The sequence below is a fragment of the Amycolatopsis albispora genome (assembly GCF_003312875.1).
Lineage (GTDB): Bacteria > Actinomycetota > Actinomycetes > Mycobacteriales > Pseudonocardiaceae > Amycolatopsis > Amycolatopsis albispora.
The window spans coordinates 6,205,103-6,224,994 of sequence record NZ_CP015163.1 but is presented as its reverse complement, the minus strand read 5'-3'; the positions used below and the strand labels follow the sequence as shown (position 1 = coordinate 6,224,994).

The 19,892-nt window shown below is 70.4% G+C and carries 16 protein-coding genes and 1 pseudogene; 11 read left to right on the top strand and 6 right to left on the bottom strand.

The genetic code is table 11. The features are described 5' to 3' along the window. Positions 1-91: 91 nt before the first annotated feature. From A4R43_RS29400 to A4R43_RS29390, 3 genes are read left to right on the top strand one after another with little or no spacing between them, the layout of a single operon-like run. Positions 92-3,304, top strand: a complete 3,213-nt coding sequence (locus A4R43_RS29400) for a penicillin acylase family protein (protein ID WP_113695258.1) — start codon at positions 92-94, stop codon at positions 3,302-3,304. 17 nt (positions 3,305-3,321) lie between these two features. After that, positions 3,322-4,272: an SGNH/GDSL hydrolase family protein gene (locus tag A4R43_RS29395; RefSeq protein ID WP_113695257.1), complete on the top strand. Its 951-nt coding sequence runs from the start codon at positions 3,322-3,324 to the stop codon at positions 4,270-4,272. 50 nt (positions 4,273-4,322) lie between these two features. Continuing rightward, the gene (locus tag A4R43_RS29390; protein WP_113695256.1) at positions 4,323-5,375 is read left to right on the top strand and encodes a trans-sulfuration enzyme family protein; all 1,053 of its coding nucleotides are present in this window, start codon (positions 4,323-4,325) and stop codon (positions 5,373-5,375) included. On the opposite strand, the gene A4R43_RS29385 is transcribed toward A4R43_RS29390, so the two are convergent. Then, positions 5,372-6,412, bottom strand: a complete 1,041-nt coding sequence (locus tag A4R43_RS29385) for a patatin-like phospholipase family protein (RefSeq protein WP_236808356.1) — start codon at positions 6,410-6,412, stop codon at positions 5,372-5,374. The genes A4R43_RS29390 and A4R43_RS29385 overlap by 4 nt on opposite strands. A 4-nt stretch (positions 6,413-6,416) precedes the next feature. Beyond that, entirely contained in the window at positions 6,417-7,169 is a 753-nt protein-coding gene (locus A4R43_RS29380) for a FadR/GntR family transcriptional regulator (protein ID WP_113695255.1), read from the bottom strand. Between the two features lie 83 nt (positions 7,170-7,252). Between A4R43_RS29380 and A4R43_RS29375 the strand changes: the two genes are divergently transcribed. From A4R43_RS29375 to A4R43_RS29340, 8 genes are read left to right on the top strand one after another with little or no spacing between them, the layout of a single operon-like run. Then, on the top strand, positions 7,253-8,746 hold the full coding sequence (locus tag A4R43_RS29375; protein ID WP_113695254.1) for an ABC transporter substrate-binding protein: 1,494 nt from the start codon (positions 7,253-7,255) through the stop codon (positions 8,744-8,746). Further along, complete coding sequence (locus A4R43_RS29370) at positions 8,743-9,690, top strand: ABC transporter permease (RefSeq protein WP_113695253.1); 948 nt, start codon at positions 8,743-8,745, stop codon at positions 9,688-9,690. The genes A4R43_RS29375 and A4R43_RS29370 overlap by 4 nt, the downstream gene beginning before the upstream one ends. Further along, positions 9,687-10,508: an ABC transporter permease gene (locus A4R43_RS29365; RefSeq protein WP_113695252.1), complete on the top strand. Its 822-nt coding sequence runs from the start codon at positions 9,687-9,689 to the stop codon at positions 10,506-10,508. Before A4R43_RS29370 ends, A4R43_RS29365 begins: the two co-directional genes overlap by 4 nt. Next, positions 10,495-11,262 carry an ATP-binding cassette domain-containing protein gene (locus A4R43_RS29360; protein ID WP_113695251.1) on the top strand — a complete coding sequence of 256 codons (768 nt, stop codon included), beginning with the start codon at positions 10,495-10,497 and terminating at the stop codon, positions 11,260-11,262. The genes A4R43_RS29365 and A4R43_RS29360 overlap by 14 nt, the downstream gene beginning before the upstream one ends. Next, positions 11,259-12,017, top strand: a complete 759-nt coding sequence (locus A4R43_RS29355) for an ABC transporter ATP-binding protein (protein WP_113695250.1) — start codon at positions 11,259-11,261, stop codon at positions 12,015-12,017. Before A4R43_RS29360 ends, A4R43_RS29355 begins: the two co-directional genes overlap by 4 nt. Further along, positions 12,014-13,450, top strand: coding sequence for an aldehyde dehydrogenase family protein (locus A4R43_RS29350; protein ID WP_113695249.1), 1,437 nt, complete (start codon positions 12,014-12,016; stop codon positions 13,448-13,450). The genes A4R43_RS29355 and A4R43_RS29350 overlap by 4 nt, the downstream gene beginning before the upstream one ends. Further along, on the top strand, positions 13,447-14,211 hold the full coding sequence (locus tag A4R43_RS29345; RefSeq protein ID WP_113695248.1) for an SDR family NAD(P)-dependent oxidoreductase: 765 nt from the start codon (positions 13,447-13,449) through the stop codon (positions 14,209-14,211). Before A4R43_RS29350 ends, A4R43_RS29345 begins: the two co-directional genes overlap by 4 nt. A gap of 21 nt (positions 14,212-14,232) precedes the next feature. Next, the gene (locus A4R43_RS29340; RefSeq protein WP_113695247.1) at positions 14,233-15,615 is read left to right on the top strand and encodes an amidase; all 1,383 of its coding nucleotides are present in this window, start codon (positions 14,233-14,235) and stop codon (positions 15,613-15,615) included. Here the strand turns inward: A4R43_RS29340 and A4R43_RS29335 are convergent. The 4 genes and pseudogenes from A4R43_RS29335 to A4R43_RS29325 form a co-directional block, all read right to left on the bottom strand. Continuing rightward, on the bottom strand, positions 15,566-16,795 hold the full coding sequence (locus A4R43_RS29335; RefSeq protein WP_113695246.1) for an MFS transporter: 1,230 nt from the start codon (positions 16,793-16,795) through the stop codon (positions 15,566-15,568). The genes A4R43_RS29340 and A4R43_RS29335 overlap by 50 nt on opposite strands. A 39-nt stretch (positions 16,796-16,834) precedes the next feature. Then, a complete protein-coding gene (locus tag A4R43_RS29330; protein ID WP_205215545.1) occupies positions 16,835-18,115 on the bottom strand; it encodes an aspartate aminotransferase type Ic in 1,281 nt (426 codons plus the stop codon). Between the two features lie 240 nt (positions 18,116-18,355). Beyond that, positions 18,356-18,718, bottom strand: a pseudogene (locus A4R43_RS43460) (DUF4276 family protein); the annotation flags it as partial. Next, the gene (locus A4R43_RS29325; protein WP_113695244.1) at positions 18,711-19,835 is read right to left on the bottom strand and encodes an AAA family ATPase; all 1,125 of its coding nucleotides are present in this window, start codon (positions 19,833-19,835) and stop codon (positions 18,711-18,713) included. The gene A4R43_RS29325 and the pseudogene A4R43_RS43460, both read right to left, overlap by 8 nt. Positions 19,836-19,892: the final 57 nt, after the last annotated feature.

Here is a 19,892-nt window from a genome sequence, read left to right as displayed (position 1 = left end):
CGTCGGGACGAGAAAACGTGAGAGCTATTCACAAACCGGGTTACTCCTGCGTACGGTGCTGCACGTCACACCGTCGAAGGGAGCCGGTGGCATGCGCCGACGCGTCGGGACGTTTCTCGGATTGGGTGCACTGGCGGCGACGCTGGCAGTGGTGCCACCGCAACTGGCGGGGACGGCGGCCGCGCAGGCGCCCCCACCGATCGACTTCTGCCTCGACCAGTGCGCTGACATCCTGCCGCCCGGCCAGAACGGCAACGCCACGCTCGCCGAGATCCTGGCGCACCGGGCGCTCGGCACCCGGCCCGCGCATTCGGCCGACCAACTCGGCAAGTACGCCGACCTCGGCGCGAACTACCGCGGGCTGACCACCGACACCATCGGCGAGTTCTTCAACGACGCCTCCTTCGGCGTGCCGCCGGAGGAGGTGGAGAGCACCATCAAGCCGCGCGCCGACGTCACCATCGTGCGTGACAAGGCGACCGGCATCCCGCACATCACCGGCACCACCCGCGCCGGAACCGAGTTCGGCGCCGGCTACGCCGCCGCGCAGGACCGCCTGTGGCTGATGGACGTGATGCGCCGCGTCGGCCGCGGTCAGCTGTCCTCGTTCGCCGGTGGCGCGCAGGGCAACCGCGACCTGGAGCGCCAGTTCTTCGCGAGCGCGCCCTACACCGAGGAAGAACTGCAGCGGCAGATCGACGAGGTGAAGAACTCGGGACCGCGTGGTGCGCAGGGCTTCGCCGACGCGACCGCCTACGTCGAGGGCATCAACAAGTACATCAGCGAGTCGCACGCGGGCCGGTACTTCCCGGGCGAGTACGTGCTGACCGGGCACGTCGACGCGATCACGAACGCGGGCAAGATCGAGCCGTTCAAGCTGACCGACATGGTGGTGCTGTCCTCGGTGGTCGGCGCGCAGTTCGGCGGTGGTGGTGGCGGCGAGGTCCAGGCCGCGATCGCGAAGCTGGCGATCCAGGAGCGCTACGGCATCGAGGAGGGCGAGAAGGTCTGGCGCGGCCTGCGTGCCGAGAACGACCCGGAAACGGTGAACACCCTGCACGACGGGCAGAGCTTCCCGTACGGCAAGACCCCGGCGAACCCGCAGGGCGTGGCGATGCCGGAACCGGGTTCGGTCAGTCCACAGCAGACGGTTTTCGACGAGGTCGGCGGCCAGGGCGCGTCGGCGAAGCCCGCCGCGCCCGCCGAGCAGGAACCGGCCCGCGACATGTTCCGCGACGGCGTGCTCCCGTCGAACCTGCTCAGCGAGAAGCACGGCATGTCCAACGCGCTGGTGGTTTCCGGGCAGCACACCGAAAGCGGGCACCCGGTGGCCGTGTTCGGCCCGCAGACCAGCTACTTCGCGCCGCAGCTGCTGATGCTGCAGGAACTCCAGGGCCCGGGGATCAGCGCGCGCGGTGCCTCCTTCGCCGGGGTCAGCCTGTACGTGCTGCTCGGCCGCGGCCAGGACTATTCGTGGAGCGCGACCAGCGCCAACCAGGACATCATCGACACCTACGCGCTGGAGCTGTGCGAGCCGTCGGGCGCACCGGCCACCAAGGAGTCGAACGCCTACCTGTTCAACGGCCAGTGCACGCCGATGGAGATCATCGAGCGCAGGAACTCGTGGCAGCCGACGATCGCCGACGGCACCCCGGCCGGTTCGTACACGCTGCGGGCCTTCCGCACCAAGTACGGGCCGGTCACGCACCGCGCCGTCGTCGAAGGCAAGCCGGTCGCCTACGCGGCCCTGCGCAGCAGCTACTTCCACGAGGTCGACGCGCTGATCGGGTTCCAGGAGTTCAACGACCCGGACGCGGTGAAGTCGGCGGCGGACTTCCAGCGCGCGGCCTCGCACATCAACTACACGTTCAACTGGTTCTACGCCGACGCGCAGGACACCGCCTACTACAACTCGGGCGCGAACCCGGTGCGCCACCCGGCGGCCGATCCGAGCATGCCGATCAAGGCGGGTGCCGGGCTGGAGTGGCGGAACTGGAACGCGGCCACCAACCGCGCCGACTACACCCCGTTCGAGCAGCACCCGAACTCGATCAACCAGGACTACTACATCAGCTGGAACAACGCGCAGGCCAAGGACTACGCGGCCAGCGGGTACGAGAAGTCCTCGGTGCACCGCGGTGATCTGCTCGACCGCCGGGTCAGGGCGCTGATCGACAGCGGCACCAAGGTGACCAGGGTGAACCTGACCCAGGCGATGGCCGAGGCCGGGCTGGCGGACCTGCGGGCGGAGAAGGTGCTGCCGCAGCTGCTGCGCGTGATCGACACCGCGGCGGTCACCGATCCGGCCGCCGCGGCCGCGCTGGCCAAGTTGAAGGACTGGCGGGGCCGGGGCGCGCTGCGGGCGGAAACCAGCCCGGGCAGCAAGGCCTACGCCGACGCGGACGCGATCAAGATCATGGACGCCTGGTGGCCGCTGCTGGTCCGCGCGCAGTTCGAGCCGGGGCTGGGCAAGCCCGCCTTCGACGCGATGACCGGCGTGCTGAAGATCAACGAGTCGCCGTCGGGCTGGCAGAACGAGGTGCCGGGCAAGCACGTCGGCCAGGGGCACCAGGGTTCGGCGTACCAGGCGGGCTGGTGGGGTTACGTGCACAAGGACCTCCGCGCGATCCTCGGCGACCAGGTCGCGGGCCCGCTCGGCGCCGAGTACTGCGGTGGCGGGGACGTGGCGAAGTGCCGGACGATCCTGCTCGACACCGTGAAGCAGGCCGCCGCGCAGCCGATCAGCGAGGTCTACCCCGGCGACGGCGACTGCGCTGCGGGTGACCAGTGGTGTGCCGACTCGCTGATCCACCGCCCGCTCGGCGGCATCACGCACGACAAGATCAGCACCCAGAACCGGCCGACCTACCAGCAGGTGGTGGAGTTCGCGGCCCGCCGCGGCGCCGACGTGTCGAACACCGCGCTGGGCGCGAAGGCGACCGCCACCAGCCACGAAACCGGCTGGTACCACTCGCCGCCCGCCAACGCGGTGGACGGCAAGCCCGGCACGCGCTGGGCCAGCGACTGGTCGGACCGGCAGTCGATCACCGTCGACTACGGCTCGGTCAAGCCGGTGGCGCGCGCGGTGCTGCGCTGGGAAGCCGCCTACGGCCGCGACTACCGGCTCCTGGTTTCGGACGACGGGACCAACTGGCGCGAGGTGGCGTCCGTCGTCAATGGCGACGGTGGCGTGGACACCGTCACGTTCACCCGGACCGACGCCCGTTACCTGCGAATGGAGGGTGTCCGGCGGGGCACGGACTACGGATACTCGTTGTACGAACTGGAGTCATACGCTTACTGAGGGGAATCGGCGTGTCCATGCACAAAGGCGCCTTGGTCGCCGCTGCGTTGCTGACCGGGATCACCGCGGGCACCGGGGTCGCCTCGGCGTCGCCCGGCTATGAGCACTACGTCGCGCTGGGGGATTCCTACACCTCCGGGCCGCTGATCCCGTTCATGCGGCTGGATCCGCTCGGCTGCGCCAGGTCGACGAACAACTACCCGTCCTACCTGGCGCGCAACCTGGACGTCGACCGGTTCACCGACGTCAGCTGCGGCGGGGCGGACACCACGCACATGACCGCGGCGCAGTCGGTGCCGCTCGGCTCCAACCCGCCGCAGTTCACCGCGCTCAAGGCGGGCACCGACCTGGTGACCATCGGTATCGGCGGCAACGACTTCGGCGTGTTCGGCACGCTGATCAGCGAGTGCCCGCCGCTGCGTGAGCAGGATCCGACGGGTACGCCGTGCCGCGACAAGTTCACCGTCAACGGCGTGGACACCATCAAGCAGCGCATCGAGCAGACCGGCACCCGCGTGACGGCCGTGCTCGACGGGGTGCACGAGCGGTCGCCGGACGCGAAGGTGCTGCTGGTCGGCTACCCGCGGATCGGCCCGCCGACCGGGACCTGCCCGGACATCCTGCCGTTCGCCGACGGTGACCTGCGCTGGCTGGACAGCGTGGAGCAGGCGCTGAACGACGCGCTGGCGAAGGCCGCCGCCGAGGACGGCGACACCACCTTTGTCGATATGTACCCCGCGTCGCTGGGGCACGACGCGTGCGCGCCGGGCGGGGCCGCCTGGATCCAGGGCAAGGACATCAACCTGTTCGCCGCGGCGAACTACCACCCGCGCCGGGCGGGCATGGCCGGCGTGGCCACCGAGGTGCAGGCCGTGCTGACCGGCAAGGCCCCGGCGAAGCTGAAGGCTCCGGTGTACAACGGGCCGGTGGCGTCGCCGGACCAGGTGGCGGGTGTGCACGGTCACTAGCCGGAGGCCGCACCTGAGCAGGACCGCTCGCCCGCGGTTAGGTTGGCCTGGTGGACTTCGATGACTGGTCACCCCGGACCCGGGCGGTGGCGGCGGGACGACCGCAGGAGCCGGGCGAACCGCTGAACACCCCGATCGTGCCGGTGAGCACCTTCCACGCCGGTGGGGCTCGCGCCTACTCGCGCGAGGACGGCACGCCGAGCTGGACCGCGCTCGAGGAGGCGGTCGGCGGGCTCGAAGGCGGGCACGCCACCGCCTTCGCCTCGGGCATCGCCACCGCGGCGGCGGTGATCGACCTGCTGCCGGTGGGGGCCGAGGTGGCCGTGCCGCGGTTCAGCTACGCGGGCACGCGCGGCCTGCTCGGGCACGCGGCGAAGAACGGGCGCCTGCGTGCGGTCGAGCTGGAGCCGTCGGACCTGGCCGGGTGGACGGCCGCCGCCGAGTGGGCCGACCTGGTGTGGCTGGAGTCGCCGACCAACCCGACGCTCGACGTGATCGACATCCGCGCGGTCGCCGAGGCGGCGAAGGGGCATCTGGCGAAGGTGGTGGTGGACAACACCTTCGCCACCCCGCTCGGCCAGCAGCCGCTCGCGCTCGGCGCGGACATCGTGGTGCACAGCGCGACCAAGCTGATCGGCGGGCACAGCGACCTGCTGCTCGGCCTGACCGTGACCAAGGACGAGGAACTGGCGAAGTCGCTCCGCGACGCACGCACCCGCAACGGCGCGACGCCGGGCGCCCTGGAGGCGTACCTCGCCCTGCGCGGGCTGCGGACGCTCCCGGTCCGGCTGGCCGAGGCTTCGCGCAGCGCGGAACTCCTCGCCGAACGCCTGGCCGCGCACCCGAAGGTCACGCGCGTGCGGTACCCGGGCTCGGGCCAGATGATCGCCTTCGAACTCGACGGCGCCGACGCCGCCGACGCGGTGTGCACGGGCCTGCGCCTGATCCGTCACGCCACCAGCCTCGGCGGCGTCGAAAGCTGCGTCGAACGCCGAGCCTGGCTGGCCGGTGACGCGCATGTGCCGCCCGGGCTGATCCGCTTCTCCGTCGGCCTCGAAGACCCCGAAGACCTCTGGCGCGATCTGCAAAGTGTGCTGGGCTAGCCGATTCCGTCCGGGTACGGGTAGGACTTCGGCGGTTCGGCCTCGGTCAGGACGTGCTTCCGCATGGCCGCGTCCGCGACCGCGTAGCCCCAGTTGATCAGGGCTTCCTGCGTGCCGCGGGCCAGCCGGTGCAGGCGGGTCGGGATGGCGGCCAGCGCCTCCGACTTCTCCTTCGGCGCGGGCAGGGTGTCCGGCATTTCGTAGTCGTCGATGTCGCTGCGTGCGGACCAGTAGGTGCCGTTCGCCTCGCCTTCCACGTAGCACTCGACGAGCGCGCGCTTGCGCAGCGAGCGCACCTGGTTGTCCATCACGTCGAGCACCCGCAGCAGGTGCAGCACCCAGTTCCGCTTGATCCGCGGCTGGAAGTCGAACTTCTGCCCCGCGTCGCTGACCAGCACCGTGTCGCAGCGCGGCAGGACCGGGTCGAGCCCCAGGTTGTCGAACACGCCGGCGTCGCTGAGCATGGCGGTTTCCGGCAGCCCGCTTTCCCGTTCGCGCGCGCTGGTCGGCACCGTGATCGGCGACAGGAACGGCGGGAACGCGGACGACGCGGCCACCGCGGTGGCCAGCAGGATCGGCTCACCGGCCGCGGTCGGCGGTTCCTTGTCGCGGTAGAACCACCACAGTTCGCCGTTCTGCAGGTTCGTCGCGTTGAACACGAACTGGGGTTTCTCCGGCAGCTCGCTCATCCGGACATCACCGAACAGGTGCTCGCGCAGCACGGCGATCACCTCGTCGCCGACCGACCGGCCCGGCCGCAGCAGCCCGCGCAGCACGGCCCGCACGTCGATGTTCCGGTTCGCCAGCCGCCGCAGCGGGTCCACCACCGCGGGCACGAAGTTCGACGCCACCCCGTCCTCGAACTCCAGGTCCGGCCACGCCTTGGCGAGCGCGCCCGCGGTGATCGAACCGCCGGAAACGCTGGAGAGCACGTCGAGCCGGGACAGCACCCCCAGTTCGTTGAGCCGCCACAACGCGCCGGTGTGGAACAGCAGGGCGCGGTATCCGCCGCCGGACAGGCACAGGCCGATGCTCACCCGGTCATTCTCGCCCGCCCAGCAGTGGGGACAACAGGGGTCGTTCGGCCAGCGGAACGTATTCGGCGTAATGGTCGAAGATCGCCCGCCGCGCCAGCCGTTGCGCTCGCTCACCGTCACGGACGCGGACCGCCTCGAGCACTTCGCCGTGGTGCGCCAGCCAGGCCGACATCAGCGCCTGCCGGTCGTCGGCGTGCGAGAGCTTGTCCTCGATCAGCTCGAGCACGATGCCGCGGACCACCTCACCGCACACCACGATCAGCTTGTTCTGCGTGGCGCGGGCGATCGCGTCGTGGAAGGCGATGTCGGCGCGGCTGAACTCCTCGTACCCGCGTTCCGCCGCGACGGTCATCTCGGCCATCGCCGCGTCCAGCTCGGCGAGCTGCTCGTCCGTGCGCAATTGCGCGGCCAGCAGGTACGCCGAACCTTCCAGCAGCATCCGGAACTGCAGCAGCTCGGCCAGGCTCATGCCCTCGGCGCGGGCCAGCCGGTGCATGGACTTGTGCAGGTGCGCCGGTGACGCGGGCAGGATCTCCGGCCCGCGCGGATCTCCCGGCTTGGAGCGGATCATGCCGCCCGCCTGGAGCACCCGCAGCGCCTCGCGCACGGTCGACCGGCTCACCTCGAACTGCGCCATCAGCTCGCGCTCGCTGGGCAGCCGTTCCCCGACCTTCAACCGCCCGCTCAGCACGGCCTGTTCCACCTGCTCGACAACCCGTTCGTAGGCGCGGACCGGGGCGATCGGCTCAAAATCCATGCTGGGCACCTCTTGACCTCGGGGTGGGGGCGGTGCTTCTCTATCGGCTACTGGTCCGACCAGTCTACTAGGTTGGGAGAACGATGAAAGCCCGACTTCTCGCCGCGGCCCTCGCGCTGCTGCTGGTGGCTTCGGGCTGCTCCGCGGGTTCGTCCGCCTTCGTGCCGGACGACGGGTCCACGCTCGCCGTCGGATTCGCGGCCGAGCCGCAGAACTTCGACTTCACCCGAACCGACGGCGCGGCCATTCCCCAGGCGCTGCTCTACAACGTCTACGAGGGCCTGGTGAAGCTCGACGACCAGGGGCGCGTGGTGCCGCTGCTCGCCGAGTCGTGGACGGTCAGCGAGGACCGGCTGGTCTACGACTTCAAGCTCAAGCCGGGCGTGCTGTTCAGCAACGGCGCCGAGTTCACCGCGGAGGACGTCCGGTTCTCCATCAACCGCGTGAAAACCGACTGGTCCATCTCCATCAAGTCCAAAATGGACGTCGTGGACCGGGTCGAGGTGGTGGACCCGCTGCACGCCAGGGTGGTGCTGACCAAGCCGAGCAACGCCTGGCTGTTCGACATGGCCAGCCGCGTCGGCGCCATGTTCACCCCGACCGGCATCGCCGACCTGGCCAACAAGCCGGTCGGCACCGGCCCGTACGAGGTGGCTTCGCGGCGGCGCGGGGATTCCGTGGTGCTCCGGGCGAACCCGCGCTTCCGCGGCCCGGAACCGGTCTACCGCACGGTCTACCTCAAGTACTACAAGGACCCGACCGCGCTGAACAACGCGCTGCTCAGCAACGGCATCGACGTGATCGGCACGATCACCGCGCCGGACTCGATCCCGCAGTTCGAGGCGGACAGCCGGTTCAACGTGGTCCAGGGCACCACCAACAGCGAAGTGGTGCTGGCGTTCAACAACAAGAAGGAACCGCTGAACGACGTGCGCGTGCGGCGCGCGCTGACGCTGGCCATCGATCGCAAGGCGCTGCTGGCCACCGCGTGGGCCGGGCGCGGCACGCTGATCGGCAGCATGGTCCCGCCCACCGATCCCTGGTACGAGGACCTGTCCGGCGCCTATCCGCACGACCCGGCGCAGGCCCGCGCGCTGCTCGCCGAAGCCGGGAAAACCCAGCTGAACCTGCGCCTGCGCATCCCGAACCTGCCGTACGCGGTGTCGAGCGCGCAGGTGGTGGCGTCGCAGCTGGCCGAGGTCGGCGTCACGGTGACCATCGAGCCGCTGGACTTCCCGGCGGTGTGGCTCAAGCAGGTGTTCACCGACCACGACTACGACCTGTCGATCATCCAGCACGTGGAAGCCCGCGACATCACCACCTTCGGCAGGCCGTCGTTCTACTGGGGCTACGACAGCAAGAAGGCGCAGGACCTGCTGGCGCGTGCCGACCGCGGCTCGCCGGAGGAGCAGGTCACCGCGATGCGCGAGGTGGCGCGGACGCTCAGCGAGGACGCCGCCGCGAACTGGCTGTTCCTGTACCCGAACGTGGTCGCCGCCAAGAAGAAGGTGACCGGCATCGTGCGCAACCAGGTCAGCGAGTCGTTCGACCTGACCACGCTGGGGAGGGCCGGATGACCGCCCGCATCCTGCGCCGCGCGGCGATTTTCGCGCTCAGCCTGCTCGCCGCGTCGATCGTGGTTTTTGTGTTCACCGCGGTGCTGCCCGGTGACCCGGCGCAGGTCGCGCTCGGCGTCAACGCCACGCCGGAGCTGCTCGCGCAGACGCGCCAGGAGTTCGGCATCGACCGGCCGCTGGTCACGCAGTACCTCGACTGGATGGGCAGCGTGCTCACCGGCGACTTCGGCAAGTCCTACGTCACGCGGGACGTGATCGGGCCGCAGCTGGCCGACCGGCTCGGCGTGACGCTGTGGCTGGTCGGCGCGGGCATGCTGGTGGCGGTGCTGATCGCCGTCCCGATGGGCGTGCTCGCCGCGGTCCGCCACCGCAAGGCCAGCGGCACGGTGGTTTCGGCGGCCTCGCAGCTCGGCATCGCGGTGCCCGCCTTCCTCGCCGGGATCCTGCTGGTGCAGGTTTTTGCGGTGCGGTTGCAGTGGCTGCCCTCCGGTGGCTGGACACCGCCGGTGCAGGACCCGGTGGAGTTCCTGCGCGGGCTGATCCTGCCCGCGCTGTCGCTCGGCGTGGTCCAGGGCGCGGTGCTCACCAGGTACGTCCGGTCGTCCGTGCTGGACGTGCTCGGCGAGGACTACCTGCGGACCGCGCGGTCGAAGGGGCTCATGCCGGGGCAGGCGCTGGTCCGGCACGGGCTGCGCAACGCGGCGGTCCCGGTGGTCACCGTGCTGGGGCTGCAGCTGACCACGCTGCTGGTCGGCGCCGTGGTGGTGGAACGGGTTTTTGTGCTGCCGGGCCTGGGCAGCATGCTGCTGGACGCGGTCGCCGCACGTGACCTGCTGACCGTGCAGGGCATCGTGCTGGTGCTGGTGGCCGGCGCGCTGCTGGTGAACTTCCTGGTCGACGTGCTGTACACGGTGCTCGACCCGAAACTGCGAGGTGCGAAGTGAACGGTCGCGCTTTGCCGGTCGGCGGCATCCTGGTCGGGCTCGTCGTGGTCGCCGCGTTGCTGTCGTTCCTCTGGACGCCGTACGACCCGACCGTGGTCAGCGCCGGGGAACGCCTGCTCGGGCCGACCGGCGACCACGTGTTCGGCACCGACAAGTTCGGCCGCGACGTGGCCAGCCAGATCATGGTCGGCGCGCGCACCACGCTCTACGTCGGTGTGGTGGCGGTCGGCGTGGCCGCGGTGATCGGCACGCCGCTGGGCATCCTGGCCGGGATGTCGCGGCGCTGGCTGGGCGAGTTCATCATGCGCGTCAACGATCTGGTGCTCGCGTTCCCCGCGCTGCTGCTGGCGATCCTGTTCGGCGCGGTGTTCGGGGCGGACACGCTCACCGCGATGATCGCCATCGGCATCGCCACCGTGCCGTCGTTCGCGCGCATCGCGCGGTCCGGCACCCTGCGCGTGATGAGCACGGAGTACGTGCTCGCCGCCCGTGCGGCCGGACGCTCGCGGTGGCACATCGCGCTCCGGCACGTGTTCCCGAACATCTCGGGCCTGCTGATCGTGCAGTCCTCGGTGTCGTTCGCGATCGCCGTGCTCGCCGAGGCGGCGTTGTCGTTCCTCGGTTTCGGCACCCGCCCGCCGACACCGTCGTGGGGCCGGATGCTGCAGGAGTCGCAGGAACTGCTCGCCGTGCAACCGCGGCTGGCGCTGGTGCCGGGCATCGCCATCGCGATCGCGGTGCTCGGCTTCAACCTGCTCGGCGACGGCCTGCGTGACCGGTTCGACCCGAAGCTGGAGGTCCGCCGTGTTGCGAGTTGAGGGGCTCAGCCTCCAGACCGGTGGCCACGGCCTGGTCCACGACGTTTCGTTCACTGTGGACAGTGGCGAGCGGGTCGGCCTGATCGGCGAGTCCGGCTCCGGCAAGTCGCTGACCGCCTCGGCGGTGCTCGGCCTGCTGCCCTACGGCGTGACCGCCACCGGCACCGCCGAACTCGGCGGCCGGGACCTGCTGCGTGCTCCGGAACGCGAGCTGGCCGGGTTGCGCGGGCGCGAGATGGCCATGGTGTTCCAGGAGCCGATGACCGCGCTGAACCCGTCGATGCGGATCGGCAACCAGGTCGCCGAGGTGATGCGGGTGCACCGCACGCAACCCGACCGCCGGTCGGCGAAGCGGGCCGCGCTCGATCTGCTCGACCAGGTGCGCCTGCCCGATCCGGAGCGCATCGCCCGCGCCTACCCGCACCAGCTTTCCGGCGGGCAGCGCCAGCGCGTGGTGCTCGCCATCGCGCTGGCGAACAATCCCTCGTTGCTCATCTGCGACGAGCCGACCACCGCGCTCGACGTCACCGTGCAGGCGCAGATCCTCGACCTCATTCTCGCCGGTGTGGACGGCAAGGCGCTGCTGTTCATCACGCACGACCTGGCCGTGGTCGCCAGGGTGTGCCAGCGCGTGCTGGTGATGCTGGACGGCCGGATCGTCGAGGAGGGCCCGGTGCGCGAAGTGTTCCTGAACCCGCGGCACGACTACACCAGGAAGCTGCTGACGGCGTCGGATCTGGAGGCGCGGCGATGATCGAAGTCCGTGACCTGCGGCGCGTCTACCACCGGGTGGAGGCGTTGCGCGGGGTGTCGTTCACCGTCCAGGCCGGGCAGCGGTTCGGCATCGTCGGCGAGTCCGGTTCCGGTAAGTCCACTTTGGTCAGACTGCTGGCCGCGCTGGACCAGCCGACCTCCGGGGAGATCCTGTTCCAGGGCCGGCGGATCGACGGCCTGCCCGAGCGGCGGCTCGGCTTCCTGCGGTCGTCGCTGCAGATCGTCTTCCAGGATCCGATGGGCTCGCTGAATCCGCGCATGCGCGTGCGGGACATCATCGCCGAGCCGCTGGGCCGGTCGGCCGAGCGCGCTGACCGGGTGGCCGAACTGCTCGACGCCGTCGGTCTGCCCGCCGACGCCGGGCAGCGGTACCCCCACCAGTTCTCCGGCGGGCAGCGGCAGCGGATCTCCATCGCGCGCGCACTGGCGCCGCGCCCCGCCGTGCTGCTGGCGGACGAAGCGGTGAGCGCGCTCGACGTGTCCGTGCGCGGCCAGATCCTCGACCTGCTCGCCGATCTGGTCGACCGCTTCGCGCTGACGCTGGTTTTTGTCTCGCACGACCTGTCGGTGGTGCGTCACCTCTGCGACACGGTGGCGGTGATGAGGGCGGGCGAGGTGGTCGAACTCGGCCCGGTCGACGAGGTCTACGACTCGCCGTCACACGAATACACCCGCGACCTGATCGCGGCCGCGCCGACGTTGCGCAAGGTACTGAGCGAAATCGGGGAGAACTGATGCGGTATCCGGACGGCCTGCCGATCGGCTCCGGCTGGGTGTCCACTTCGGACACCGAGCCGGTGCGGTTCCCGTACGACGGGAGCGTGGTCGCCGCGGCGCCGGTGGGCACGGTGGAACTGGCGCGCCGGGCGATGGACGAAGCGGTGGCGGTGGCGCCCGCGGTGGCGGCGCTGCCCTCGCGCACCCGGCGCGCGGTGCTGACCGGCGTGCGTGACCGGCTGGCCGCGCGGCAGGACGAGTTGGTCGAACTGCTCGTCGCGGAAACCGGGAAACCGCTGGTGGACTGCCGGGTCGAGGTGGCGCGCACGCTGGTCACCTGGGAGGCGGCGGCCGAGGAGGTGGCGCGCCTGCACGGCGAAACCGTGCCGCTCGACCTGCTGCCCTCCGGTGACGGCCTGGTCGGCTTCTGGACCCGCAAGCCGATCGGTGTGGTGGTCGGCATCGCCGGGTTCAACTACCCGCTGCTGCTGGCGTCCCACAAGATCGCGCCGTCGATCGCGGCGGGCTGCCCGGTGGTCGCCAAGCCGGCGCCCGCCACCCCGCTGGCCACCTTGTGGCTGGTCCACCTGGTGCGCGAGGCCGCCGAGGAGGCGGGCGCGCCGGTGTCGATGGTCCAGCTGGTCACCGGTGACGTGGAGGTCGGCTCGACGCTGGTCACCGATCCGCGCGTGGGTGCGGTGTCGTTCACCGGCTCGGCGGCGGTCGGGCACCGGATCGCGCGGGACGCGGCGCCCCGCAAGACGCTGCTGGAGCTGGGCTCGAACGCGGCGCTGGTGGTCGCCGAGGACGCGGATCTCGACGCCGCGGCGGACGCCGTGCTGCGTGGTGGTTTCTACGCCTCCGGCCAGGCGTGCATCTCGGTGCAGCGGTTGCTGGTGGTCGATTCGGTGGCCGACGAGTTCACCGGGAAACTGCTCGCGCGCCTGGGCGAAGTGGTCATCGGTGATCCACGCGAGGAGACCACGCGGGTGTCGGCGCTGATCGACGAACGCTCCACGAAGCGCGTGCTGGCGTGGGTGGAGCAGGCAGTCGAAGCGGGCGCGAAGGTGCTCGGCGGCGGCGGTGCCGAGGGCGGCATCGTGCGGCCGACCGTGCTCGCCGACGTGCCGGACGACGCCGACTGCTGGGCGGAGGAGATCTTCGGGCCGGTGGTGTGCCTGCGCCGCGTGTCCGATGTGGACGAAGCGTTCGAACTGGTCAACGCGTCGCGGTACGGGCTGCACGCCAGCGTGTTCAGCCGGTCGTTGAACACCGCGTTCCGCGCGCTGGACCAGCTGGAAGTGGGTGGTGTGGTGGTCAACGAGGTGCCGGGGTTCCGCTCGGACACGATGCCGTACGGCGGGGTCAAGGACTCCGGCATCGGCCGGGAAGGCCCGCGGTTCGCGGTGGAGGAGCTGACGGTGACGCGGATGGCGGTGATTCGGCCGTGAACTACGAGAAGTTGTTCCGGCTCGACGGTCGGCACGCGGTGGTGCTCGGCGCGGGCAGCGGCATCGGGCGCGAGTCGGCGAAGGCGCTGGCCGCGCAGGGCGCTTCGGTGGTCTGCGCCGACCGCGACGCCGGGACCGCGATCGCCACCGCCGAGATGATCGGCGGCGAGTCCTACGAGATCAACCTGCTCGACAGCGACGCCGTGCACCGCGCCGCCGCCGACCTCGGTGACCTCGACATCGTGGTGCTCACCGCGGCGATGAACGTGCGCAAGCGGCTGCTCGACTACTCGCGCGAGGAGTTCGAGCGGGTGATCGGGCTGAACCTCGGCGCCACCTTCGAGGTGGTGCGCGCGTTCGGCGCCCGCATGGTGGAGCGCGGGCGCGGCAGCATCATCGGCTTCTCGTCGATCCGCGGCACCACGGTCGAACCGGGCCAGGGGGTGTACGCGGCCACCAAGGCCGGGCTGGTGCAGATGTTCCGCACGGCCGCCGCCGAGTTCGGGCCGTCCGGGGTGCGGGTCAACGCGATCGCGCCCGGGGTGGTGGAAACCCCGCTGACCGCGCAGATCAAGGCCGACGCGGACTGGTACCGGGCGTACGCCGACAAGGGCGCGCTCGGCCGGTGGGCGAAGCCGGAGGAACTCGCCGGCGCCGTGGTCTACCTGGCGTCCGATGCCTCGACCTTCGTCACCGGCTCGGTGCTCGCGGTCGACGGCGGCTGGACCGCCGTGGACGGCCGCTTCACCCCGCCCGCCTGAGTTTTTCTTGGAGGACACCGCATGACCGAGCTGCCTGATCTCCCCGCCACCGAACTCGTCGCGGCCTACCGCGCGGGCACGGTTTCCCCGGTCGAGGTGACCGAAGCGGTGCTCACCCGCATCGAGGCACGGGAACCGGAACTGCACGCGCTCTACGCCTACGACCCGTCGTCCGCGCGAGCGCTGGCGAAGGAGTCCGAGGCCCGCTGGCAGGCGGGGGAGCCGCTCGGCCCGATCGACGGTGTTCCGCTGACGCTCAAGGAGAACATCGCCACCGAGGGCACGCCGGTGCCGCTGGGCACGGCCGCCACCGAACTGCGGCCCGCGCCCGAGGACGCGCCCGCCGCCGCGCGCGTGCGCGAGTCGGGCGGGGTGCTGCTGGCGAAGACCACCATGCCGGACTACGGCATGCTCACCTCGGGCCTGTCCAGCTTCCACACCGCTTCGCGGAACCCTTGGGACACCTCGAAAACGCCCGGTGGTTCGAGCGCGGGCGCGGGTTCGGCGGCGGCCGCCGGGTACGGCCCGCTGCACGTCGGCACCGACATCGGCGGCTCGATCCGGCTGCCGGCCGGGTGGTGCGGTCTCGCCGGGTTCAAGCCCAGTTTCGGCCGGGTGCCGGTGGATCCGCCGTACATCGGCCGGGTCGCCGGGCCAATGACCCGCACGGTCGCGGACACCGCGCTGCTGATGGACGTGCTGGCCCGACCGGACGCCCGCGACCACATGAGCCTGCCCCCGGCGGAAATCCCGTGGCAGGAGCTGGACTTCGAGGTGCGTGGCCTGCGCATCGGGCTGCACACCGACCCGGGTGCCGGGCTGTCGGTGGCCCCCGAGACGCTCGCCGCGGTCACCGAGATAGCGCGGCGGCTGGAGTCCGCGGGCGCCGTGGTCGAGCCGGTCGCTCCCTTCCTGACCAGGGAACTGCTCGACGGGCTCGATGTGTTCTGGCGCATCCGCGCCTGGTCCGACATCAGCGAGTTGCCGCCGGAACGCCAGGAGAAGGTGCTGCCCTACATCGCCGACTGGGCACGCGGGGCGGCCGGGGTCGACGGGCTGACCGGGTACCGCGGGTTCTCCTGCATCGACGTGATGAACGCCAAGACGCTGCGCGCGACCGAGCCGTACGACTTCGTGCTCTCGCCGACCTGCCCGGTTTCCGCGCCACCGGCCGACTACGCCTCGCCGACCAACGATCCGGAGAAGCCGTTCGAGCACATCGCCTTCACCGTGCCGTACAACATGTCCGGCCAGCCGGCGATCTCGGTCAACTGCGGTTACACCGGCGACGGCCTGCCGATCGGCCTGCAGATCTCGGGCCGCCGGTTCGACGACCTCGGCGTGCTGCGGCTGGCTACGGCCGTGGAGCGGCTCCGGCCGGAACAGCGTCCTTGGCCGGCGTGACCAGTTTCAGGCCCCGCCAGCAGGCGAGCGTCACCACGGCCATCACCACCGCCGAACCCCAGAACGGCGCGGTGATGCCGAACGACTTGGCGATCGGCCCGCTGATCAGGCTGCCGAGTGCCGCGCCGCCGACGGAGAACACCATGTAGGCGCTGTGCACGCGGCCACGCAGGTTCTCCGGCACCACCCGCTGGCGCCAGGAAATCGCGATCACGCCCCAGATCGAGCCGTGGATGCCGAAGACCACCAGCGTCACCATGGCCACCCACGGGGTTTGCGTGAGCGCGAGTCCGACGTGGGTCAGCGTCTCGATGGTCAGCCCGACGCGCAGCAACGCGGTGTTGGAGAACCGCGCCTGCAACCGGCTGACGATCATCGTGCCGATCAGCCCGCCGACCGCCGACGCGGTGAGCAGCAGGCCGAAGCCGACTTCCCCGAGGCCGAGCCGCTCGCGGGCGTAGAGCACCAGGATCGCGAACGCGGCCATCAGCGTCACGTTCATCAGGCAGATGGTCACCGCGAGCATGCGCAGCACGCGGTGGTTCGCCAGCCAGCGCACGCCTTCGGCGAGTTCGGTGCGGATCGGCCGCTTCCCGTCGACGGGCACCGTGCGCTGCCCGCCCTTGATGCTGAGCACCAGCAGCCCGGCCACCACGAACATCACCGCGTTCACGCCGAACGGCACCGCCGCGGCCAGCGCGAACAACGCCGCACCCAGCGGCGGCGCGGCGAACTGGTTGGCCACCGTGTGCACCGCGACCAGGCGGGCGTTCGCCTTGGGCAGCAGCGGTTCCGGCACCACGCTCGGCACCAGCGCGCTGGAGGCGTTGTCCGCCAGTGTTTCCGCCGTGCCGACCAGGAAGAAGGCCAGGTAGATCAGCCAGATCGTGGCCACGTCGGCCTGGACCGCCACGGCCAGCCCGCCGATCACCAGCGCGCGGAACCCGTTCACCGCGGCGATCAGCTTGCGCCGGTCGAGCCGGTCCACAAAAACGCCGCTGACCAGCGACAGCAGCAGCCACGGCAGCTGCTGCGCGAAGGCGGCACCGGCCACCAGCCGGGGATCGCTGGTGAGCGAGGCCATCAGCAGGGGACCGGCGGCCAGCGCCACCCCGTCCCCGATGTTGGTCGCCGCGTTGGCCGACCACAGTTTCCCGAAATCGGCCCCCAGTTTCCCCATTCCCCCAAGCTATTTGCCCTGGGGGAACGGGGCCACCGATTAAGCCGCGCTTTCGCTCACCGCGAGCCGCACGCAGACCGCCAGCGCGCGGGTCGCGGCCTCGACCTCTTCGATCTTCGGGAAGGTCGGGGCGAGGCGGATGTTGCGGTCACGCGGGTCGTCACCGAGCGGGAAGGTCGCCCCGGCCGGGGTGAGCTTGACCCCGGCCTGCCCGGCCAGCTCGACCACGCGCTTGGCGGTGCCGTCCGGCACGTCGAGGCTGATGAAGTAGCCGCCTTCCGGCTTGGTCCAGCTGACGCCGTCCACTGCGCCCAGCTCGGTGTCCAGGATGGAGAGCACCAGGTCGAACTTCGGCTGGATGATCTCGCGGTGGCGGCGCATGTGCTCGGCCACGCTCTTGGCGTCCGGCAGGAAGCGCACGTGCCGCAGCTCGTTGATCTTGTCCGGGCCGATGGTGCGCTTGCTCAGGTGCGCGAGCAGCCACTGCACGTTCGCCTCGGACCCGCCGAAGAACGACACCCCGCTCCCGGCGAGCGTGATCTTCGAGGTCGAGGCGTACACGAACGGGCGATCCGGGTGACCGGCTTCGGCGGCCAGCCGGAGCACGTCGGCGATCTCGACCTCGGTGTCGGTCAGGTGGTGCACCGCGTAGGCGTTGTCCCAGAAGAGCCGGAAGTCGGGCGCGGCGGCCGGCATCGACGCCAGCTCGGCGACCACCTCGGCGGAGTAGGATACCCCGGTCGGGTTGCTGTACTTCGGCACGCACCACATGCCCTTGATCTGCGCGTCCTCGGCGACCAGCCGCTTGACCTCGGCGACGTCGGGGCCGTTGTCGTCCATCGCGACCGGGATCATCTCGATGCCGAACTGCTCGCAGATGGCGAAGTGCCGGTCGTACCCGGGCACCGGGCAGAGGAACTTGATCCGCTGGCCCGCCCAGGCCGGGCCGTCGGTGGTCCCGTTCAGCAGCGCCGCGACCACGCTGTCGTGCATCAGCGCGAGGCTGGAGTTGCCACCGGTGATCAGCTGCGCCGCGGGGATGCCGAGCACCTCGCTCCACACCGCACGCAGCTCGGGCAGGCCCTGGAGGCCGCCGTAGTTGCGCGTGTCGGTGCCGTCGGCCGCGCGGAACCCGGCGGCCCCCGGCAGGTCGAGCAGCGCGGTGGACAGGTCGAGCTGATCGGGCGCGGGCTTGCCACGGGTGAGGTCGAGCTTCAGTCCTTCGGCACACAGCCGTTCGTGCTCTGCCCGCAGCGCGGTGACGTCGGTCAAGGTACTTCCTAACGGGGAGGGGCCGTTCTCGCCCTGATTGTCGGCCATGGCCGCCGCCCCCGCCTCGCCAGGTCTCGCCGCGTGCCTCGCGAGACCGGCCACCCCTGAACACGAATGTGGCTTTCGGGGCCGATTTCGCCCCGAAAGCCACATTCGTGTCTGGGAGCCGAGCTGGCCGCCCGCGGTCGCGATGTCGGCCTGCAGCCGGTCGGCCAGTTCGGGCGTTCCACGCAGTTCGGCCAGCTCGGCTCCGGCGGCGAACACCCAGGTCTCGGTCTCGTGGAGGACCAGGTGCGGGAGGAACCGGTGATCGCCGACCGCGGTGGCCAGTGCGCGCTCGACGTGCAGCACCCGGTCGGCGGCCGAGCCGGTGGGCCGATCCGCCATACCGGGGGCGTCGGCCGGGAAGCCGTAGTAGTCGAACAGCGTGGTCAGCACCCGCAGCCGGGTGCTGCCGAGCAACATCCGGATTTCGCGTTCGATCTTGGGCCAGCTGGTCACGCCACCACGACGGGCGTCCGCGGACTGCCGAGTCCGCACGATCGAGGAGGTGACGATCCAGCCGCGGGCGGCGAGGTAGGGGCGAAGCACCAGCCGGACGACTTCTTCCTCGGTCTGCCCCTCGACCAGCAGGTGCAACCGCTCAGGCATCGGTGATGCTGCCCCGCGTTCCCGGCTGTCCGCCGATCAGGTGTTTCTCCCACAGCTCACCGAGCGAGTACTCGTCCAGCCACTCGCGTAGCCGCTCCGGGTCGGGCCTGGTGAACACCGACCCACCCTGCTGCTCGTCGCGTTCGACCACGATCAGGTCCTGCACGCTGAACTGGTTCATCAAGGTCACCGACTGCGTGGCGAGCAGGACCTGGCTGCGCGCGGACGCCTGCTTGATCAGGTCGGCCAGCAACACGATCGCCGACGGGTGCAGGCCCAGTTCCGGCTCGTCGAGCACCACGACGGCGGGCAGCTTGGGTTGCTGGAGCAGCGTCACCAAGCAGACGAAGCGCAAGGTGCCGTCCGACATCTGATTGGCCGAGAACACCGCGTCCGAGCCCCGCTGCCGCCAGCGCAGCAGCACCCGATCACTGCTCTCCGGCACCAGCACGAAGTCACGGAAGAACGGCGCGATGAGCTGGACGGTGCGGACGATCCGCTGGTAAGCAGCGCGGTCCTGTGGGTCCTCGCTGCTTTGCAAGTACAGCAGCACTGCCGCCAAGTTCCCCGCGTCATTGCGAAGAGTGAGGTTGTCGGCGGTCGAGACGTACTGCTTGACCGGCGCGTTCCGGCTGGTGTCGTGAAAATGGAACACGCGACAGCTGTGGAGCGGGTCGACAACTGATGAGATTTCTCGCGACTCCGGGTGAAAGGCGGCCGGATTGAGCCGACTCTCTCGCTGCCCTTGCCCGAAGGACCGTACGCCGGTTTCACTGCGAGGTTCGTCGAGGCTGACGGATTCGTGTTCGAAGACGAACTCGTCGTTCGCCGCGGGCAGGAGCGCGAATTCGTACGAGCCAGCGTCAGTTTGAACACTGACGCGGAGTCGGGGCTCACTGCCTGAATTGAGCAGAGCCGAAGCGCCACCGTTCAACCCGACGAAGAGTCCCAAGCCCTGCTCGACCACATGGCTGAGCAACTCGAAAACGTGGACGAAGTTGCTCTTGCCCGCACCGTTTGCGCCCACGAGCACGTTCAAGGCACGAAGATCGACCGACGCCGACCGGATCGATGTGAAGCCTTCGACATCGATCGAGGTCAGCGGCGTGGTACGCATGGTTCGTCATGTTACGCACCGGGCGAACCACGCGAACCAACGTCCAGGACGAGAGCG